At 69.2% G+C, this 16,598-nt stretch carries 18 protein-coding genes and 1 pseudogene; 7 read left to right on the forward strand and 12 right to left on the reverse strand.

Annotation, left to right across the window (positions count from 1 at the left end; genetic code table 11):
- The first annotated feature begins 119 nt into the window (after window positions 1-119).
- Window positions 120-1,013 (forward strand): zinc metalloprotease, encoded by an 894-nt coding sequence (locus tag E0H45_RS14655; RefSeq protein ID WP_238155007.1) that lies wholly within the window; start codon window positions 120-122, stop codon window positions 1,011-1,013.
- Here E0H45_RS14655 and E0H45_RS14660 read toward each other — a convergent pair.
- The 5 genes and pseudogenes from E0H45_RS14660 to ureB form a co-directional block, all read right to left on the reverse strand.
- Window positions 1,001-1,687, reverse strand: a complete 687-nt coding sequence (locus E0H45_RS14660) for an urease accessory protein UreD (RefSeq protein ID WP_131337895.1) — start codon at window positions 1,685-1,687, stop codon at window positions 1,001-1,003. The two genes, E0H45_RS14655 and E0H45_RS14660, sit on opposite strands and share 13 nt — an antisense overlap.
- A complete protein-coding gene (ureG, locus tag E0H45_RS14665; protein ID WP_131337896.1) occupies window positions 1,671-2,384 on the reverse strand; it encodes an urease accessory protein UreG in 714 nt (237 codons plus the stop codon). The genes E0H45_RS14660 and ureG overlap by 17 nt, the downstream gene beginning before the upstream one ends.
- Entirely contained in the window at window positions 2,377-3,126 is a 750-nt protein-coding gene (locus tag E0H45_RS14670; RefSeq protein ID WP_131337897.1) for an urease accessory protein UreF, read from the reverse strand. The genes ureG and E0H45_RS14670 overlap by 8 nt, the downstream gene beginning before the upstream one ends.
- Complete coding sequence (locus E0H45_RS14675; RefSeq protein WP_131337898.1) at window positions 3,126-4,823, reverse strand: urease subunit alpha; 1,698 nt, start codon at window positions 4,821-4,823, stop codon at window positions 3,126-3,128. The genes E0H45_RS14670 and E0H45_RS14675 overlap by 1 nt, the downstream gene beginning before the upstream one ends.
- Window positions 4,816-5,136: pseudogene (gene ureB, locus E0H45_RS14680) on the reverse strand (urease subunit beta); the annotation flags it as partial. The gene E0H45_RS14675 and the pseudogene ureB, both read right to left, overlap by 8 nt.
- Window positions 5,137-5,155: 19 nt before the next feature.
- Between ureB and E0H45_RS14685 the strand changes: the two are divergent.
- Window positions 5,156-5,365, forward strand: a complete 210-nt coding sequence (locus E0H45_RS14685; protein ID WP_131337900.1) for a hypothetical protein — start codon at window positions 5,156-5,158, stop codon at window positions 5,363-5,365.
- On the opposite strand, the gene E0H45_RS14690 is transcribed toward E0H45_RS14685, so the two are convergent.
- The 3 genes from E0H45_RS14690 to E0H45_RS14700 all read right to left on the reverse strand — a co-directional run bounded on the left by E0H45_RS14690 (window position 5,358) and on the right by E0H45_RS14700 (window position 8,155).
- Window positions 5,358-5,660: an urease subunit gamma gene (locus E0H45_RS14690; protein ID WP_131337901.1), complete on the reverse strand. Its 303-nt coding sequence runs from the start codon at window positions 5,658-5,660 to the stop codon at window positions 5,358-5,360. The genes E0H45_RS14685 and E0H45_RS14690 overlap by 8 nt on opposite strands.
- A gap of 367 nt (window positions 5,661-6,027) precedes the next feature.
- On the reverse strand, window positions 6,028-7,668 hold the full coding sequence (locus tag E0H45_RS14695; protein ID WP_131337902.1) for a purine-cytosine permease family protein: 1,641 nt from the start codon (window positions 7,666-7,668) through the stop codon (window positions 6,028-6,030).
- A 103-nt stretch (window positions 7,669-7,771) separates the two neighbouring features.
- On the reverse strand, window positions 7,772-8,155 hold the full coding sequence (locus tag E0H45_RS14700) for a MarR family winged helix-turn-helix transcriptional regulator (protein ID WP_131337903.1): 384 nt from the start codon (window positions 8,153-8,155) through the stop codon (window positions 7,772-7,774).
- Window positions 8,156-8,289: 134 nt separating this feature from the next.
- On the opposite strand from E0H45_RS14700, the gene E0H45_RS14705 reads away from it, so the two are divergent.
- The 4 genes from E0H45_RS14705 to E0H45_RS14720 all read left to right on the forward strand — a co-directional run bounded on the left by E0H45_RS14705 (window position 8,290) and on the right by E0H45_RS14720 (window position 12,388).
- Complete coding sequence (locus E0H45_RS14705; protein WP_131337904.1) at window positions 8,290-9,351, forward strand: substrate-binding domain-containing protein; 1,062 nt, start codon at window positions 8,290-8,292, stop codon at window positions 9,349-9,351.
- Window positions 9,352-9,419: 68 nt separating this feature from the next.
- Window positions 9,420-10,616, forward strand: a complete 1,197-nt coding sequence (gene lhgO / locus E0H45_RS14710; protein ID WP_238155008.1) for an L-2-hydroxyglutarate oxidase — start codon at window positions 9,420-9,422, stop codon at window positions 10,614-10,616.
- 20 nt (window positions 10,617-10,636) lie between these two features.
- Window positions 10,637-11,506, forward strand: a complete 870-nt coding sequence (locus E0H45_RS14715) for a P1 family peptidase (protein ID WP_131337906.1) — start codon at window positions 10,637-10,639, stop codon at window positions 11,504-11,506.
- Window positions 11,507-11,572: 66 nt separating this feature from the next.
- Complete coding sequence (locus E0H45_RS14720; protein WP_165546472.1) at window positions 11,573-12,388, forward strand: ACT domain-containing protein; 816 nt, start codon at window positions 11,573-11,575, stop codon at window positions 12,386-12,388.
- A 7-nt stretch (window positions 12,389-12,395) separates the two neighbouring features.
- On the opposite strand, the gene E0H45_RS14725 is transcribed toward E0H45_RS14720, so the two are convergent.
- The 4 genes from E0H45_RS14725 to E0H45_RS14740 form a co-directional block, all read right to left on the reverse strand.
- A complete protein-coding gene (locus tag E0H45_RS14725; RefSeq protein ID WP_165546473.1) occupies window positions 12,396-12,860 on the reverse strand; it encodes a GyrI-like domain-containing protein in 465 nt (154 codons plus the stop codon).
- 26 nt (window positions 12,861-12,886) lie between these two features.
- Window positions 12,887-13,240 carry a hypothetical protein gene (locus tag E0H45_RS14730; protein ID WP_131337908.1) on the reverse strand — a complete coding sequence of 118 codons (354 nt, stop codon included), beginning with the start codon at window positions 13,238-13,240 and terminating at the stop codon, window positions 12,887-12,889.
- Entirely contained in the window at window positions 13,237-14,208 is a 972-nt protein-coding gene (locus E0H45_RS14735) for an Acg family FMN-binding oxidoreductase (protein ID WP_165546474.1), read from the reverse strand. Before E0H45_RS14735 ends, E0H45_RS14730 begins: the two co-directional genes overlap by 4 nt.
- A gap of 115 nt (window positions 14,209-14,323) precedes the next feature.
- Window positions 14,324-14,758 (reverse strand): pyridoxamine 5'-phosphate oxidase family protein, encoded by a 435-nt coding sequence (locus E0H45_RS14740; protein ID WP_165546475.1) that lies wholly within the window; start codon window positions 14,756-14,758, stop codon window positions 14,324-14,326.
- Window positions 14,759-14,863: 105 nt separating this feature from the next.
- On the opposite strand from E0H45_RS14740, the gene E0H45_RS14745 reads away from it, so the two are divergent.
- Window positions 14,864-16,537 carry a SulP family inorganic anion transporter gene (locus E0H45_RS14745; protein WP_202872345.1) on the forward strand — a complete coding sequence of 558 codons (1,674 nt, stop codon included), beginning with the start codon at window positions 14,864-14,866 and terminating at the stop codon, window positions 16,535-16,537.
- Window positions 16,538-16,598: the final 61 nt, after the last annotated feature.

Genomic DNA, 16,598 nt, shown 5'->3' on the forward strand with positions numbered 1-16,598 from the left:
CGTCAGGGAAGTGCTGGGCAGTATTCGGGACAACCGGCCGCCCGCCCAGCGGCCCGACCCGGAGGAGCGCAGTCATGCGATCTCTCATTCCAAGTTCCCGTGCTACTCGTTTCCGTGCCGTGGCGGTCCTGGTTGCCGGCTCGGCCCTGCTCCTGACCCCGCTCAGCGGTCAAGCCACCGCGCGAACACCGGTCGGCGAGGCGCCGGACTGCTTCGTGCCGCCGACGGCCGGCGCGTCCGCGAAGGGCGGACACGGTGCCGACACCCGGGACATCTCGGCCGCCGAGCAGAAGGCGATCGAGGCCCAGACGGCGCGGTTGCTGAAGGCAAAGACAGCCCGCAATGTCGCGGCGTCGGTGAATGTGCCGGTCTACGTTCACGTGATGCGGGACGCCAGCGGCGGCGGTGACGTCACCGACACCCAGATCTCGCAGCAGATCGACGTACTGAACAAGACGTACGGCGGTCAGGAGTCGTCGCAGGCGGCGAACACCGGTTTCACGTTCACGCTGGCCGGCGTCAACAAGTACGACAACAGCCAGTGGCACAAGGACAAGCAGAGCAGCACCTACCGCAAGAAGACCCGTCAGGGCGGCAAGAACGCGCTGAATATCTGGCTGGTCGACTTCGCGTACCTCGGGATCGCGACGTTCCCGTGGGACTACGCGCGGCAGCCCGGCATCGACGGGATCCGGGTGAACTACACGTCACTGCCCGGTGGGTCGGCGACGAACTACGACCTCGGTGAGACCGCGACGCACGAGGCCGGCCACTGGCTCGGGCTGTACCACACGTTCCAGGGCGGGTGTACGGCGACGAACGACGAGGTCGCCGACACGCCCGCGCAGAGCAGCCCGAGCAGCGGCTGCCCGACCGGACGGGACTCGTGCTCGCTGCCGGGCCTGGACCCGATCCACAACTACATGGACTACTCGTACGACTCTTGCTACAACCAGTTCACCCCGAACCAGAGCACCCGGATGAGCAACATGTGGAGCGCTTACCGGGCGTAGCTCGCGGAGGCTGGGCGGTTCAGGGTGCTCTGATGCTGTTCGTGGACCAGTCGGCGAGCGATCGAGCCCGGGCCCTCGAGCTGCAGAGTTTGCGGGTCGTCGGGTAGCCGGAAGCCGAGTGTGGTCACGGTGTCGAGGCAACGGTTCGTACCCAGGACTGCCCAGCCGGTGCGAGTTTCGGGGGAGAGGTCGAGATCCTCGGCGAGGAGCAGGTCCTCGCCGAGCCAGGCGCGGGTCGCGGTGCGCAGGATGCCGCCGGTTTCGCCGTGGCGGCCCAGGACGAGTGACTCGCGAAGGTGCGCGGTGCAGCCGGTCGCGAGACGTGCGGTCGTCGTACGGGTGACGTCGGCGTCGGCGGAGACAACGAACGGTTCGGCGTACCACTGGAGGCTCGCGCCGTCCGTCAGCCGGATGTCGATGTCCCAGCGGGCGGACCCGCCACGCATGCCGTAGGCAACGGTTCCGGCGGTCTCCACGATCTCCAGACGTACGGAGCCGGAGACCGCGATCTCGATGCGTACATCGTCGCCGGCGAGCAGCAGTGCGCCCGCGGCGACGATGGCCACGCGTACCACGCCGTCGGCACCGGGCAGTTGCCGCGGTGACAGGTGGTCGGTCGTCAGCAGACAGCGGTCGCGGACCGGGTCGGCGACGACCTCAATGCGTGTGGGCATGGGTGTGCGTGATCAGTTCGCCGTCCTCGCCGACATGCGAGTGCGGGGCCATCGGTCCGGGATCGACGGGCGTGTGGTCGCCCGCGCGTACGGCGTGCGCCATCGATCGCACCCATTCGGTCAGGAGCGCGACCGAGGCGGGATCCGTGCGGGAGAGCGCGATCACAGGTTTCCCGTCGCGGGCGTGCTCGGCGTCCTTGACCATCTGCTCGACGTCGACTCCGACGTACGGCGCGAGGTCGGTCTTGTTCACGATGAGGAGGTCGGCGCGGGCGATGCCGGGGCCGCCCTTGCGGGCGACGTCGCCGCCGCCGGCGACGTCGAGGACGAAGATCTGCGCGTCGACGAGTGCGGGGGAGAACGTCGCGGTCAGGTTGTCGCCGCCGGACTCGACCAGGACGACGTCCAGCGGCGCGAAGTCGCGTTCGAGGTCCTCGACCGCGATCAGGTTCGGCGTGACGTCGTCGCGGATCGCGGTGTGCGGGCAGGCGCCGGTCTCGACGGCGCGGATGCGTTCCGGGTCGAGTACGCCGGCCGAGCGCAGCAGCCGCGCGTCCTCGTCGGTGTAGATGTCGTTGGTGATGACCCCGAGGCGGAGTTCGCCGGCGAGTTCGCGGCAGACGGTCGCGATCAGCGAGCTCTTGCCGGTGCCGACCGGTCCGGCGACACCGAGACGGAAGGAGCGGGTCTCAGGCATGGAACAACCTCATTCTCTCGATGGCATGGTTGTGCGCGAACACGTCGATCAGCGGCGCACCGTCGGCCGGGATCTCGTCGATTCGGGTCAGGGGCGCGACGTCCTTGACGAGCCACTCGATGTCGTCGTGCAGGCCGGCCAGCCAGGTCGCTGCGTCGGCCGGGTCCACGGGCAGCAACTTCAGGGACGCGGAGATGACGGTCTGCGCGTCGTCGTACGCGATGGTGCGCGCCACCTGCTCCGCCGACAGCCCGGTCACCGCACCGACAACCCCGAGCACCACGGGTCTCGCGATCTCGCCGTCGTTCGGCAGGTACGCCGACACGTCGGGCCAGACGCGGCGCGCCAGCCGCAACAACAGACGCCCCTGTCGTCGCGAGACGCCCCGCACGACATGACTGGGCGTCCGAGCCGCCCAAGCCGCCTCAACCGGCCCCAGCGTCGCCGCTCGCTCGCTGAGTCGTGGCCCGTTCTTCGGAACATTTTCGTCACCTGGTGACAGTTTTGTTCCGGAAAGGTGCGATGAGGTGGCGATGTGGCGCGTGAGCACGGCGACGGCGGCTTCGACGCGGGTCGTCGTACGGAGGCGGTCCCGGGCGTAGGCGGCGACGTCGGCGAGTTGCTTGCCGTCGGCACCTAGGCCCGCGCGTACGGCGGGCTCCAGTCCACCGGACTGGGTGTGCCCGCCGGTCGGCAGCCGGCCGTCGGCGAGCATCATCGCGACCAGCTCCGCGTTGCCCATCAGAACATCGCGTAGAGCTGAGCGAGTGGGAGGACCGACGCCGGCGCCGGCTCGACCAGCTCACCGTCGACCTTGATCGCGAACGTCTCCGGGTCGATGTCGATCGCCGGCAGCGCATCGTTGTTCTTCAGATCGGCCTTGGTGAGCTCCCGCGTCGGCCGTACGCCGAGCAGCCCCCGGCGCAGACCGAGCCGCTCGGCCAGCCCGTCCTCGAGCGCGGCCGGGGACACGAACGTGTACGAGAGATCCGCCCCGATCGCATCGCCGAACGTGGGCCGCATCAGCACCGGCTGCGGCGTCGGGATCGACGCGTTCGGATCGCCGAGGGCCGCCCAGGCGATCGCGCCGCCCTTGATCACCAGGCTCGGACGGACCCCGAAGTACCGCGGGTCCCAGAGCGCGAGGTCCGCGAGTTTGCCCGGTTCGACCGAGCCGACGACGTGATCGATGCCGTGGGCAATGGCCGGGTTGATCGTGTACTTCGCGACGTACCGGCGTACCCGCTCGTTGTCGGCGACCTCGCCGAGCGGTCCGCGGCGGTGTTTCATCACGTGGGCGACCTGCCAGGTGCGGGTGATGACCTCGCCGATCCGGCCCATCGCCTGCGCGTCGGACGACGTCACCGAGAGCGCGCCGAGGTCGTGCAGGATGTCCTCGGCCGCGATCGTGGTGGCGCGGATCCGGGACTCGGCGAACGCGAGATCCTCGGGTACGTCGGGGCTCAGGTGGTGGCAGACCATCAGCATGTCGAGGTGCTCGGCGACCGTGTTGACGGTGTGCGGCAACGTGGGGTTCGTGGAGCCCGGGATGACGTGCGGGTACGACGCGATCGTGAGGATGTCCGGCGCGTGACCACCGCCCGCGCCCTCGACGTGGAACGCGTGGATGCCCCTGCCCGCGATCGCGCCGAGCGTCGACTCGACGTACCCGGCTTCGTTCAGGCTGTCGGCGTGCAGCGCGACCTGGAGACCCCACTCGTCCGCGGCACGCAGCGACGCATCGATCGCGGCCGGGGTCGAACCCCAGTCCTCGTGCACCTTGAACCCGGCGGCGCCGGCGAGCGCCTGTTCGGCGAGGGCCTCCGCGCTGACGGTGTTCCCCTTGCCGAGCAGGAGGATGTTGAGCGGTACGGCGTCGAGCGCGCGATGCATCTGCTCGAGGTGCCACGCGCCGGGGGTGACCGTGGTCGCCTTCGAACCCTCGCTCGGGCCGGTGCCGCCGCCGACGACCGTGGTGATCCCGGTCGCGAGCGCCTCGTGAAGCTGCGACGGCGACAGCAGGTGAACGTGCGAATCGATCGCGCCGGCGGTGAGGATGCGACCCTCGCCCGCGATCACGTCCGTGGACGGCCCGATCTGGAGGTCGGGGTGTACGCCGTCGGCGATGTCCGGGTTGCCCGCGCGGCCGAGGGCGACGATCCGTCCGTCGCGAATGCCCACGTCGGCGCGGACGATGCCCCACCAGTCCACGACGAGCACGTTGGTGATGATGGTGTCGGGCGCACCGTCCGCGCGGGTCGTCGTACCTTGCGCCATCGACTCGCGGATGGACTTGCCGCCGCCGAAGACGACCTCCTCGCCGCCGACGGTGAAGTCCTGCTCGACCTCGACCCAGAGATCGGTGTCGCCAAGGCGGACCTGGTCGCCGACGGTCGGCCCGTACAGGGCGGCGTACGCAGCCCGCGAGATCTCAACCACGATCCACCTCGCCGGATTCGGCCGGCGGTGCCGGCTTCAGCTGGATCCCAGGCACCCGCCGCCGACCGCGGAGCGCGACCAACGCCACCTCACGCGAGGCGCCGGGCTCGAACCGCTGCGACGTACCCGACGGGATGTCCAGCCGGAACCCCTGTGCAGCCTCGCGGTCGAACGTGAGGGCGGTGTTCGCGTCCGGCAGGTGCAGGTGCGAGCCGATCTGGATCGGCCGGTCGCCGGCGTTCACGACCACCAGCCGCAAACGTTCGTCGTCGGTGCGGTCGGCGTTCAGGGTGATGGTTCCGGACCGCACCCGGACTGCTCCAGGCGCCTCCGTGGTGAGCGATGCCGGTGCAGTCGAACTGGGTGTCGCGGGTGCGGTCGCGCTGAGCGATACCGGTGCGGTCGTGCTGGGTGTTGCGGTCGTGCTGGGTGTTGCGGTCGTGCTCGGTGTTGTTGGGGCGGTGGGGGAGGCTGGGTTGTCCGCGCCCTGTCTTTCCTTGCTAAGTCTATCGTCGTCGGCCATGGATTCTGCCTTCAAATGATCGGGCTGTGGATAGTGACGAGTTTGCGGCCGTCGGGGAAGGTGGCTTCGACCTGGACGTCGTGCAGGAGTTCGGCGACACCGGGCATGACCTGGTCGCGGGTGAGGACGGTGCGGCCGGACTCCATCAGGTCGGCGACGCGGGCGCCTTCGCGGGCGCGTTCGATCACCCAGGTGCTGAGGAGGGCGACGGCTTCGGGGTGGTTGAGAAGCACTCCCCGGGCCAGCCGGTCGCGGGCGACCATGCCGGCCACGGAGAGCAGCAGCTTCTCGACGTCAGCGGGAGTGAAGTTCATGGTGTGTTGTTGCGGGGCCGCATCGACGCGGGAAGCAACCGCCGCTGACTCCCTTCACAGGTCGGGGGCTGCAGAGACAGCAGCCTGGATGGAGCCGAGTTCCCGCTCCACACGCCGGGTTGGGGAGGATTTTCTACCCGATATGGGAAGTAATCCTCCCCAAGTTGCATCATGGCAGCCGGCACGAGGTGAGGCAGCGGTTTGGATCGGCGACGTAGGAGGTTTCTCCGCGGAACCCTGGAGGATTTTCCGCGTATGGAGCGAGAAACCCTCCAGGTATTCGGCGCACAGGGGGCGACGGGGCAGGAGACCGCGACGGGGCGGGTGGTCGCGATGTTCCGTGGTGAGGCGGCCTCCCACGCGGAAGTCATGCTTGCGACGGTAGGACGTGGTCGGCGACCTTGTCTGTGCTGAGGCAGAGCGAGCAGACGGCGGCGGAGTGCGTCTCGCAGGCGGTCATGTCCGGGCGCTCGTACTGTTGCCGGCATACGTGGCACGTCAGTACCTCGCCGGATGGGTTTCCGTGCTCGTCGTACATCGGCAGGTCCAGCCCGTCGTCGACGCGGCGCAGGTAGTACTTGCCGCGCGTGATCACGGCGAGCACCGGCGGCAGGACGAGGGCCAGTCCGATCGCGACGAGCGGTGAGTACGGCTTGATCCCCGAGCCGAGTCCACCGAAGAACACGACGATCGACACGCCCGCGGCCGCCGCCATCGATCCGAAGCCGACCGGATTGACGGCGTACAGCATGCCGCGCCGGAACTCAGGAGCCTTGGGGGACAACCCGAGCAGGTACTTGTTGAACACGATGTCCGAGGCAACGACCACGATCCACGCCATCCCGCAGTTCGCGTAGAACCCGAGGATGGTGTTGAGGAAGTCGAACATGTTCGCCTCCATCAGCACCAGCGCGATCACCAGGTTGAACCCGAGGAACACCAGCCGTCCCGGGTAGTGCCGGGTCAGCCGCGTGTACGAGTTCGTCCAGGCCAGCGAACCGGAGTACGCGTTCGTCACGTTGATCTTCACCTGGCTGATGACGACCAGTACGACGGCCAGCGTCATCGCCAGCCACCCGGGCAGGAACCCGCGGTAGATCTCCAGGAACTGGTGCACCGGCTGGTTCGCGATCGACGACGAGTCGGCGACGTTCGCGATCAGGTAGACGGCCAGGAACAGACCGATCACCTGCTTCAGGGCACCGAAGATCACCCAGCCCGGCCCGGCCAGCAGCATGGCGGTCCACCACCGGCGCGAGTTCTCCGGGGTCTTCGGCGGCATGAACCGCAGGTAGTCGATCTGCTCGGCGATCTGCGCGATCAGCGACAGGCACACCCCGGCTGCCAGCAGCATCGAACCGAAGTCGGCGTCCGGACCGTAGTCGAAGAACGTCGACACCGACGACGGGTGCGACACGAGCAGGTAGCAGAACGGCAGCACCATCAGGATCAGCCACAGCGGCGTCGTCCACACCTGGAGCGTGGACAGCACCTTCATCCCGTAGATCACCAGCGGGAAGATCACCAGCGTCGAGACGGCGTACCCGAGCCAGAGCGGCACATGAAGCCCCAACTGCAGGCCCTGCGCCATGATCGAGCCTTCGAGCGCGAAGAAGATGAACGTGAACGACGCGAAGATCACGTTGGTGACGACCGAGCCGTAGTACCCGAAGCCGCTGCCGCGGGTGATCAGGTCGAGGTCGATGTTGTAGCGCGCGGCGTAGTACGCGAGCGGCAGGCCGGTCGCGAAGATCACCACGGCGAAGATCGCGATACCCCACAGCGCGTTCGTGGTCCCGTACGAGATCCCGATGTTCGCGCCGATCGCGAAGTCGGCGAGGTAGGCGATCCCGCCGAGAGCCGAGACGGCGACGACGCCGGTCGACCATTTCCGGTAGCTGCGCGGCGCGAACCGGAGGGTGTAGTCCTCCAGCGTCTCGCGGGTCGCGGTGGTCGGTGCGGGGGCTTCAGCGGTGGTGCGGTGGTCGAGCGAGGGTTCCACAGACATGGGCGAACTCCTGGCGGCACCTTCGGGCGAGCGGTGCTCCGGCGGGCCGGCGACGCTGCCGGCGGTGGATGCACCCGAATGGAAGGAACCTAGGAACGCTGTGTTACCGGTGTGTTGCCGAGCTGCTACGTTCGTGTATTTCCATCTGGAAGTACTTCGCCAGGTCCGCCTCGAGCTCCCGCTGGACGGTCCCGAGGCGATCGGCGACCGTGCCGCCGACGGGGGAGAGCGCCGTGACGATCCGGCGCTTGTCGTCGGGGTGGATGCGCCGCAGCACCAGCCCGCGCTCGACCAGCTTGTCGACGTGCCGGGTCAGGCTCGCGGCCGGCAGTACGGCGGACTCCGCGAGCACCGACATCGGCTGCCCGGGCTCCTCGTGGAGCGCGGCCATGACCCGCCACTGCTCGATCGTCAGGCCGAACTCGTCGAGCAACGGCTGCAGACCCAGCTCGAGTTGCCGCTCGATCCGCTTCAGCAAGAGGAGCACGCAGGACCCCCTCCTCGGTTCAGGTGGTGGGAAATATAGCCGTTCGGTCGATGTTCCGCCTCCGGTTCGTCCACACTTGAGCGAATGTACGGCGGGAGAACACTGGACCGGATGTACGGCGGGAGGAGGTGACGGTGCGGCACTCCGACGTACTGCCGATCGCCTTCGTCGTGCCGCTGCAGGGCCCGACCGGGATCTACGGACCCTCCTGTCTGTCCTGCGGCCAGCTCGCGGTCGAGCAGCTGAACGCACGGAACGGGATCGCCGGCCGTCAGGTCGAGCTCGTCCAGGTGGACGCCGGCCGCCCGCCGGAGGTCGTCGCCGAGGAGGTGGGCCGGCTCGTCGACATAGGTCGCGTCGAGGCGGTGGCCGGCTGGCACATCTCCGCGGTCCGGGTCGCGTTGACCCGACGCATCGGCGGACGGGTCGTGTACGCGTTCGCCGCCATGCACGAGGGCGGCGACGACACGCCTGGTGTGTTCATGCTCGGCGAGCGCCCGGTCAACCAGCTGCTGCCGGCGGCGCACTGGTTGCGCGAGCACCTCGGCGCCCGGCGTTGGGTTGTCGTCGGCAACGACTACGTCTATCCGCGGGTGACCGGCTCGGTGGCGCAGGAAGCCTTGCAGGGAACGGGATCCGAGATCGTGCACTCGGCGTACGTCCCACTCGGTACGGCGGACTTCCGGGACGTGATCGACGGGCTCCGGGCGACCGATGCCGACGGGGTGATCATGCTCCTGATGGGCCAGGACGCGGTGCATTTCAACCGGCAGTTCGCGGCCGGCGGACTGAGCGAGAGGCTTCTGCGTCTCAGCCCGGCGATCGAGGAGAACACGCTGCTCGGCGCCGGATCGGGCGCGAACCACGGTGTCTACGCGGCCGCGGCGTACTTCGACAAGCTCACGACCGTCGAGAGCAGCGAGTTCGCCCAGCAGTACTACGCCCGCTTCGGGGCCTTCGCACCCGCGCTCAACGCGGTCGGTGAATCCTGCTACGAGGCGATCCGCTTCCTCGCCCGCCTCGGTGAGATCAGCGGCTCGATCGCGATGTCGGCCGCCCTCCCGAGCGGCCACTTCTACGACAGCCCCCGCGGACTGCTGCGGCTCGACGGCAATCTCGTCGACCAGGACGTCTACCTGGCGGTCGCCGACGGCCTCGAATTCAGGATCCAGGAGCAGATCGCTCACACCGCCTAACCATCATGAGGGGACGGAGTTGCGCAAGTGGCTGTATTTCTGACCGTAGGTCCACCCTCTTTTCACAGGTGACGAGATCTGCGGTGGTGGTCGGTGGCGGGATCGTGGGGCTGGCTGTGGCGCGAAGCCTGCAGCGGCTCGATCCCGGTACGCCGGTCGTCGTACTGGAGAAGGAGCCGGCCGTCGGCGCACACCAGACCGGGCACAACTCGGGCGTGGTGCACTCGGGCCTGTACTACCGCCCGGGCTCGCTGAAGGCGCGGTTCGCGGTGGCGGGCGGTACGGCGCTGCGCGAGTACTGCGAGGAGAAGGGGATCCCGCTCGACGTACCGGGCAAGCTGGTCGTCGCGACGACCGAGGCCGAACTTCCACAGCTCGATCGCCTGTTCGGGATCGGTCGCGAGAACGGCGTCCCGGTACGTCGGCTCACCCTGGAAGAGGTCGCGGAGCGGGAACCGCACCTGCGGGTGAAGGGTGCGCTCGCCGTCGACTCGACCGGACGCGTCGACTTCAAACTGGTGGCCGCTGCGCTCGCCGACGACGTTCGGGCGGCAGGCGGCGAGATCAGGACCGGTGTGTCCGTGACGGCGGTCGAGAACGCGGGCTCCCTCGTGCGCGTGCGGACAACCGACGACGTGATCGAGGCAGACCGGGTGGCCGTGTGCGCGGGCCTGCACAGCGACCGGCTCGCGCGGGCGTCCGGTCTCGAGCCCGGTGTCCGCATCCTCCCGTTCCGCGGCGAGTTCAGCGAGCTCGTCCCCGAGCGGGAGTACCTGGTGAAAGGGCTCGTGTATCCGGTGCCCGACCCCGACCTGCCGTTCCTCGGTGTCCACCTGACCCGCGGCATCGACGGCAGCGTCCATCTCGGCCCGAACGCCGTCCCCGCGCTGGCCCGCGAAGGGTACCGGTGGTCCCAGATCGTCGTACGGGACGTATGGGAGTCGGCGACGTACCGCGGCACTTGGAAGCTCGCCCGCCGGTACGCCCGCACCGGCGCGAAGGAGATCGCCCGCTCACTCACCGGCCGTGCGCTGGTCCGTGAGGCCCGGCGGATGCTGCCGGAGCTGCAGGTTTCCGACGTACGACGCTCCGGCGCCGGCGTCCGCGCCCAGGCGGTGACCCGCGACGGCAAGCTGGTCGACGACTTCCTGTTCCTCCGCGACGGCCGCGCCCTGCACGTACTGAACGCGCCGTCACCCGCCGCCACCGCCTGCCTCGTCATCGGCAACCGCATCGCCGAGGAACTCTCCGCCGACCGAGCCTGAGCACGCCTATCTTGGTCGGCATGACAACGTTCGGGGTGCCAGGAGTCCGGGTGGGGCATTGGAGTGACTTCGAGGGGCGGACCGGCTGCACGCTCGTGGATCTGCCGGCCGGCACCGTCGCGTCGTACGAAGCACGTGGCGGTGCGCCCGCCTCCCGGGAGCTGGAGCTGCTGGAGCCGGGGAAGGCCGTGAACGCGATCGACGGCGTCGTACTGACCGGGGGATCGGCCTTCGGCCTCGCGGCGGCCGATGGCGTCATGCGGTTCTACCGTGAGCAGGGGCGCGGCGTGCAGACCCCCGCGGGTGCGGTGCCGATCGTGCCGACGCTGGCGCTCTTCGACCTCACCGCGGGCGATCCCGCCGCGGCACCCGACTCCGCCGCCGGGTACGCGGCAGCGCAGGCGTGCACAGCGGAACAGGTTCTGCACGGCCAGGTGGGAGCAGGGACCGGGGCGTACGTCGCTCATTGGCGCGGGCCGGACGGTCGACGGCCCGGCGGGCTCGGGTACGCCGAACATCGGCTCGGCGAGCTCGTGGTTGCCTGCCTTGCCGTGGTGAATGCCTTCGGCGACATCGACGACGGCAGCGCGGACGTGTCGTTCGACGCGGTCCGGATCCTCGCGGAGCCGTTCGCGTTCGGCGAGGGACGCGCGCACACGACGATCGGCGTCGTCGTCACGAACGCCCGCCTCGACAAGGTCGGCTGCCGGATCGTTGCCCAGGGCGCCCATGACGGCCTCGCCCGGTCCATCACGCCGCCGCACACCCAGTTCGACGGGGACGGGTTCGTCGCCGCGGCGACCGGTCAGGTCGACATGCACGTCGACATCGTCAGGCTGCTCGCCCTCGCCTGCGTCACCGACGCCGTGCGGAGCGTTGCGCAGGCCTGATCGGACCCTCGCGAACTTCACACCGGCGCAACAGGTGGGCAATCTGCGCCGGGGACGCTGTGACGTATGGACTCGTTGCGTACGACGCTCACGGGTGGGACCGCCTGCGACGTGTGCGGACGTTTGCCGCACCCGCGGCGACTCCGGCTGACGCTGGCGAAGCTGGTGGCGATCGCTCCGGTGGAGCTGGCCTTGCACGCGGTGGTGCTCGCCGCGCATCCGCCGTACCTGGTCTCGGTCGGCGTTCTGGCGAGCGTGACGACGGCACTCGTCATCTGGGTGGTCGAGCCGTCGACGATGCGGCTGCTGCGGTCCTGGCTGCATGCTCCGACGACTCGGCCGCGGCACGGGATCGGCACGCTGTGGCGGATTCGCGTGACGCTCGACGATCGGGCGGGAACGCTGGAGAGCGTTGCCCGGCAGCTCTCCGTCCTGGACGCGAACATCCTGGGGCTGCACGTTCATCCGGTCGACGACGGAGTGCGGGACGAACTGGTGGTCTCGACGCCGGATGACGTCACGGCCGCTGACCTGGAGCTTGCGATCGAGTCGGGCGGCGGGCGGGAGACGCACGTGTGGCCGACGACCGCGTTGGCGTTGGTGGACGGCCAGACGAAGGCGTTGAGTCTGTCGGCCCGCGTGGTGGCGGATCCGGGCGAGCTGCCGCACGCGGTCGCCGAGCTGCTCGGTGCCCAGCTGGTCACGAATCGGGCGACGCTGGCGGGTCAGCTTCCCGACGACGGGACCGTACTGAAGGTGCCGTCGCCGTGGACCGGCCTGTTCGCGTTCAGCCGTCCGGGAGAACCGTTCACCCCGGCCGAGTCCGCCCGTGCCCATCGACTCGCCGAACTGGCGGAAGCCGCCCAAACCATCAACCGCTGAGCCCGCCTCAGTTGCGGTGTGGTGAGGCGGTGGGGAAGAGGATCGGCTGAACGATCTCGATGCGGGTTCCGACGCGGTAGCAGGTGGGGAGGTCGTGGTAGATCTCCCAGCTGTCCCCGGTCGCGACCGCTTCCTCGGTCTCCAGCCAGTCCTGGACGGCGTGGTAGCTGAGCGGGAGTTTCTCGTCCGGGTCGGTGTGCCAGACGGCGAGCACCGGTCCGGCAGGCAGGGAGGAAGCTTCGATCTCCCCGGTGTTGGCGATCGGCGCGCGGACCGGGAAGCCGGCCTCGGCCTCGATCACGCCGCCGGGCAGCGGGTGCCAGCGGGCGAACGGATAGCCGGTCGGAGCGATGCCGTGGTGCCGCAGATGCTCGGCCACGACCGCACACGCCGACGGAACCCAGTCCTCCAACTGTTCAGGGACAAGGTGACCCCGCCGGACGGCGGTCAGTTCGTCGCTGTGAAATCTCACCTGGGGCATCGGTGCATCACCATCACTCAATGTACGTCGGCAGCCGACACTTGGATACCGAGGGCGACCCGGCCGAGAGCGCGCAGGGCGGCCACCGTCTCCGCGATCCGCTGATGCGACGCGCTGGAGTGGACGGTCCGGAACAGCTCGTCGCGGTCGTCCTCGAGGCCGTCGAGCAGGTGTTCGATCTCGGTCACCACGGCGTCGTACGGCGGCTGAGCGGTCAGCAGCGGCAGGATGTGGCCGCGGAAGGCGACGAGGGTGTGCTGGGCCTCGGCCAGCCGGCGCTCTTCGAGGAACCAGCTGTCGGACGCGCTGGTCGCGGCGAGGTTGCCGAGGTCGGCCTCCCAGCGGTCGATCTCCTGGCGCATCGTGGTCATGACTGCTCCTTCAGGAAGTCGGCGAGCGGCCGGCGCGCTGTCGCGGAGCCTGGTCGATGGTGGCCGAAGCGGATGATCATGTGGGCGTGGCCGGGCCGTCCCGTGAGGCGCTGGACCTTGGCGCGCAGGTCGTCGAACTCGAGCGGCTGGTTGAGGAACGAGGCGCTGACACCTGCCCGGGTCGCGGTGAGCAGCACGCGTTGGAGCGCTGCGCCTGCCGCTACCTGGTCGGAGGGCTCGTCGAAGTCGGTCGAGAGTACGGCGAGGTCCGGGTGCTGTTCGAACGACTGCTCTGCCCGTACGCGGTCGGTCGGCCGGGTCGCCATGTCGCGGACAGCCGCCGGATAGGTGGCGGAGCGCGGGCCGAGCGCCGAGCTGGGAATGCCGTCGTCGGTTCGTTCGCCGCCGACCCAGTGCGCGCGTTCGGCGCGGCGGTGCCAGTCGCCGATCTCGCGCAGGTCGGTGTCGAGCACCAGATCGAGGACCGTCCGGACATCGTCGTCGGCGAGCCAGGTCAGCTGCGCGCCCTCGGGATACGCGGCCTGCATCAGCGAGACGCGCGTGCCCTCGGCTACCGCGGTGGCATCCGACGGGTTCCGGTCGGTGTGGCGATAGGGGATCTGAGCGGCGAGATCGCACAGCTCGTCGTTCCGGGCGGCGGTCGGCTCGATCACGATGCGGGCGAGCAGATCGGGTTCTTCACTCGGGTACGGCGCCAGCCCGAACCAGGTGCCGTACCCGAGCGTCTCGGCCGCGCAGCGGAGGTTGAAGGTGGCGGCACCGGCGGCGATCCGCATCGCGCGGCCGGTCGGGTCCTCGGCGGGAAGCGTGCGGGATCCGTCCAGGTAGACGTCGATCACGTGCCCGTCGATCTCGAACCGCCACGGCTGGGTGTTGTGCATGCTCGGCGCGGCCACGGCGGCCGCGAGCAGTACGTCGATGTGCTCTTTCGGCAGCTGATCGGTCATGAGGTCCACCTCCAGCTTCAGCTTCGCCGGAGAAGCGTGGGTGGCGCAGCGGGCAAGAGTCCCGACCTGGTGGGCCGTTCGGCCGTCATCCGCCCACGGCACGAGCCGTGGTGAGCTACCGGAAGCGCGGACGCCGGCCCCACGGGACCAGGCGGCGGCCATGGAGGGACTCGATGCCGAGCCGGACGAGCTGCGGCTCCTCCATCGGCATCCAGGAATGCAGGGCCAACGTACGGCGCAACGCGGCGGCCTCGTCGTCCGTGACCACGGACAGGTGCCCGATCGCCGTCACCGTCCACCCGATGTGCCGCTCCCCATCGACCTCGTCGGCCTCGAACGCGACCACATCACCCCGCTCGGCGGCCCGGAACTTGTCGCCCTGGCCGGTGCTGAACACGATCGTGTCCTCGTCGACGACGAAGTTGACCAGGCGGACCGCCGGCAATCCGGCATCCGTGTAGACCAGCCTGCCGAGCGGAACCGACGCGAGCAGCCGCAGACAGTCCGCCGGCCCGATGATCTCCAGGCGGGATCTGTCGAACTGATGCACTGTCCCGAATGTGTCCACGGATCAACAGTCCGGCGACTTCGAGCGTGGAAGTAGGGCCGAAAGTCCCGAGGAGGAAGGACACTGTTTGCCGAGAGGGGGTGGAGTTTGACGATTCCCGGAGTCGAGACGCTGCGGCAGTATCAGCGGGGCTGGTTGCGGGCCGACGTACTCGCTGGGCTCACTGTCGCGGCGTACTTCGTGCCGCAGGTGATGGCGTATGCGCAGCTCGCCGGCCTGCCGGCGGTGACCGGGTTGTGGGTCGCGCTCGGTCCGTTGGTGCTCTACTTCTTCCTTGGGTCGTCACGGCTGCTGTCGCTCGGCCCGGAGTCGACGACGGCGCTGCTCACGGCCACCGCGATCGGACCGCTCGCGGCTGGTGATCCGGTGCGGTACGCCGGGTTGGCCGCCGTGCTAGCACTGCTAGTGGGAGCGATCTGTCTGGTCGGGTGGGCGGCGCGGCTCGGGTTCTTGGCGGATCTGCTGTCCAGACCGGTCCTGATCGGCTACCTGACCGGTATCGCGGTGATCATGATGACCGGCCAGCTGGGCCGGCTCACTGGTGCTCCCGTCAAAGGTGACTCGCCCCCGGCGGAGGTGGTGTCCGCGGTCCGGCTGATCGGTGACTGGAAGCTCGCTCCGGTGCTGTTGTCGGTGGCGGCTCTGGCGTTGCTGCTCGCCTTGGCTCGCTGGACGCCGCGCATACCTGGCCCGCTCGTCGTGGTGGCGCTAGCAGCGCTAGTGACTTGGGCGGCTGATTTGGGTGACAAGGGAGTGGCACTGGTCGGTTCGATTCCGAGCGGTCTGCCCGTGCCGCACCTACCCGAGCTGTCCGTGCATGACCTTGGCCTGCTCGTGCTACCCGCGGTGGGCGTCGCTCTGGTCGGCTACACCGACGTGGTGCTCACCGCCCGCGCGTTCGCGAGTCGCGGTTCAGGCGAGCGCATCGACCCAGGCCGCGAGCTGCTCGTACTCGGGCTGGCCAACGTCTCTGCCGGCCTCGTACGCGGCTTCCCGATCAGCAGCAGCGGCAGCCGTACTGCCCTCGCGGACGCCTCCAACGCGAAGAGCCAGGTCTACTCGCTGGTGGCCGCGCTGGCGATCGTAGCGACGCTGCTCTTCGCCGGCCCGCTGCTCGAGACGTTCCCGATCCCCGCGCTCGGCGCCTTGGTCGTGTACGCCGCGCTGCGCCTGATCGAACTGGGGGAGTTCCGTCGCATCGCGACGTTCCGTCGCAGTGAGTTCCTGCTGGCGGTGGCAACGACCGTCGGCGTGGTCGCGCTCGACGTCCTGTACGGCGTACTGGTCGCGGTTGCGCTGTCCGTCCTCGACGTACTGCGGCGCGTCGCCCGGCCGCACGACGGGATCCTGGGCTACGTGCCCGGGATCGCGGGGATGCACGACGTCGACGACTACCCGGATGCACGGCCCGTGCCGGGTCTGGTCGTGTACCGGTACGACTCGCCGTTGTTCTTCGCGAACGCCGAGGACTTCCACCGCCGCGCGCTGGCGGCGGCCGACGAGGCGACGACCCCGGTGCGCTGGTTCCTGCTGAACACCGAGGCGAACGTGGAGATCGACATCACCGCGCTCGACGCCCTCGACGCACTGCGCGAGGACCTGAAGTCCCGCGGCATCGTCCTGGCTCTCGCCCGAGTCAAACAAGACCTCCGCGACGACCTGGACAACGCCGGCTTCCTCGACCGCCTTGGCCCCGACCGCGTCTTCTACACCCTCCCCACCGCGGTCGAAGCCTTCCGCAACCAGCCACCGGACAGCTAGGAGGGTTCGTGTATCACAGGCCGCGGGCGGTGCTCCATACCTGCAGAGGACCAGACTGCAC

Origin of the sequence: Kribbella soli, assembly GCF_004331345.1 — a bacterium.
Taxonomy (GTDB): Bacteria; Actinomycetota; Actinomycetes; order Propionibacteriales; family Kribbellaceae; genus Kribbella; species Kribbella soli.

Coding starts and splice junctions, on each gene's coding strand:
- E0H45_RS14660 (WP_131337895.1), bottom strand. CDS start 1,687: ATGCCCACACGCATTGAGGTCGTCGCCGACCCGGTCCGCGACCGCTGT.
- ureG (WP_131337896.1), bottom strand. CDS start 2,384: ATGCCTGAGACCCGCTCCTTCCGTCTCGGTGTCGCCGGACCGGTCGGC.
- E0H45_RS14670 (WP_131337897.1), bottom strand. CDS start 3,126: ATGGGCAACGCGGAGCTGGTCGCGATGATGCTCGCCGACGGCCGGCTG.
- E0H45_RS14690 (WP_131337901.1), bottom strand. CDS start 5,660: ATGAACTTCACTCCCGCTGACGTCGAGAAGCTGCTGCTCTCCGTGGCC.
- E0H45_RS14695 (WP_131337902.1), bottom strand. CDS start 7,668: ATGTCTGTGGAACCCTCGCTCGACCACCGCACCACCGCTGAAGCCCCC.
- E0H45_RS14715 (WP_131337906.1), top strand. CDS start 10,637: ATGACAACGTTCGGGGTGCCAGGAGTCCGGGTGGGGCATTGGAGTGAC.
- E0H45_RS14720 (WP_165546472.1), top strand. CDS start 11,573: ATGGACTCGTTGCGTACGACGCTCACGGGTGGGACCGCCTGCGACGTG.
- E0H45_RS14730 (WP_131337908.1), bottom strand. CDS start 13,240: ATGACCACGATGCGCCAGGAGATCGACCGCTGGGAGGCCGACCTCGGC.
- E0H45_RS14735 (WP_165546474.1), bottom strand. CDS start 14,208: ATGACCGATCAGCTGCCGAAAGAGCACATCGACGTACTGCTCGCGGCC.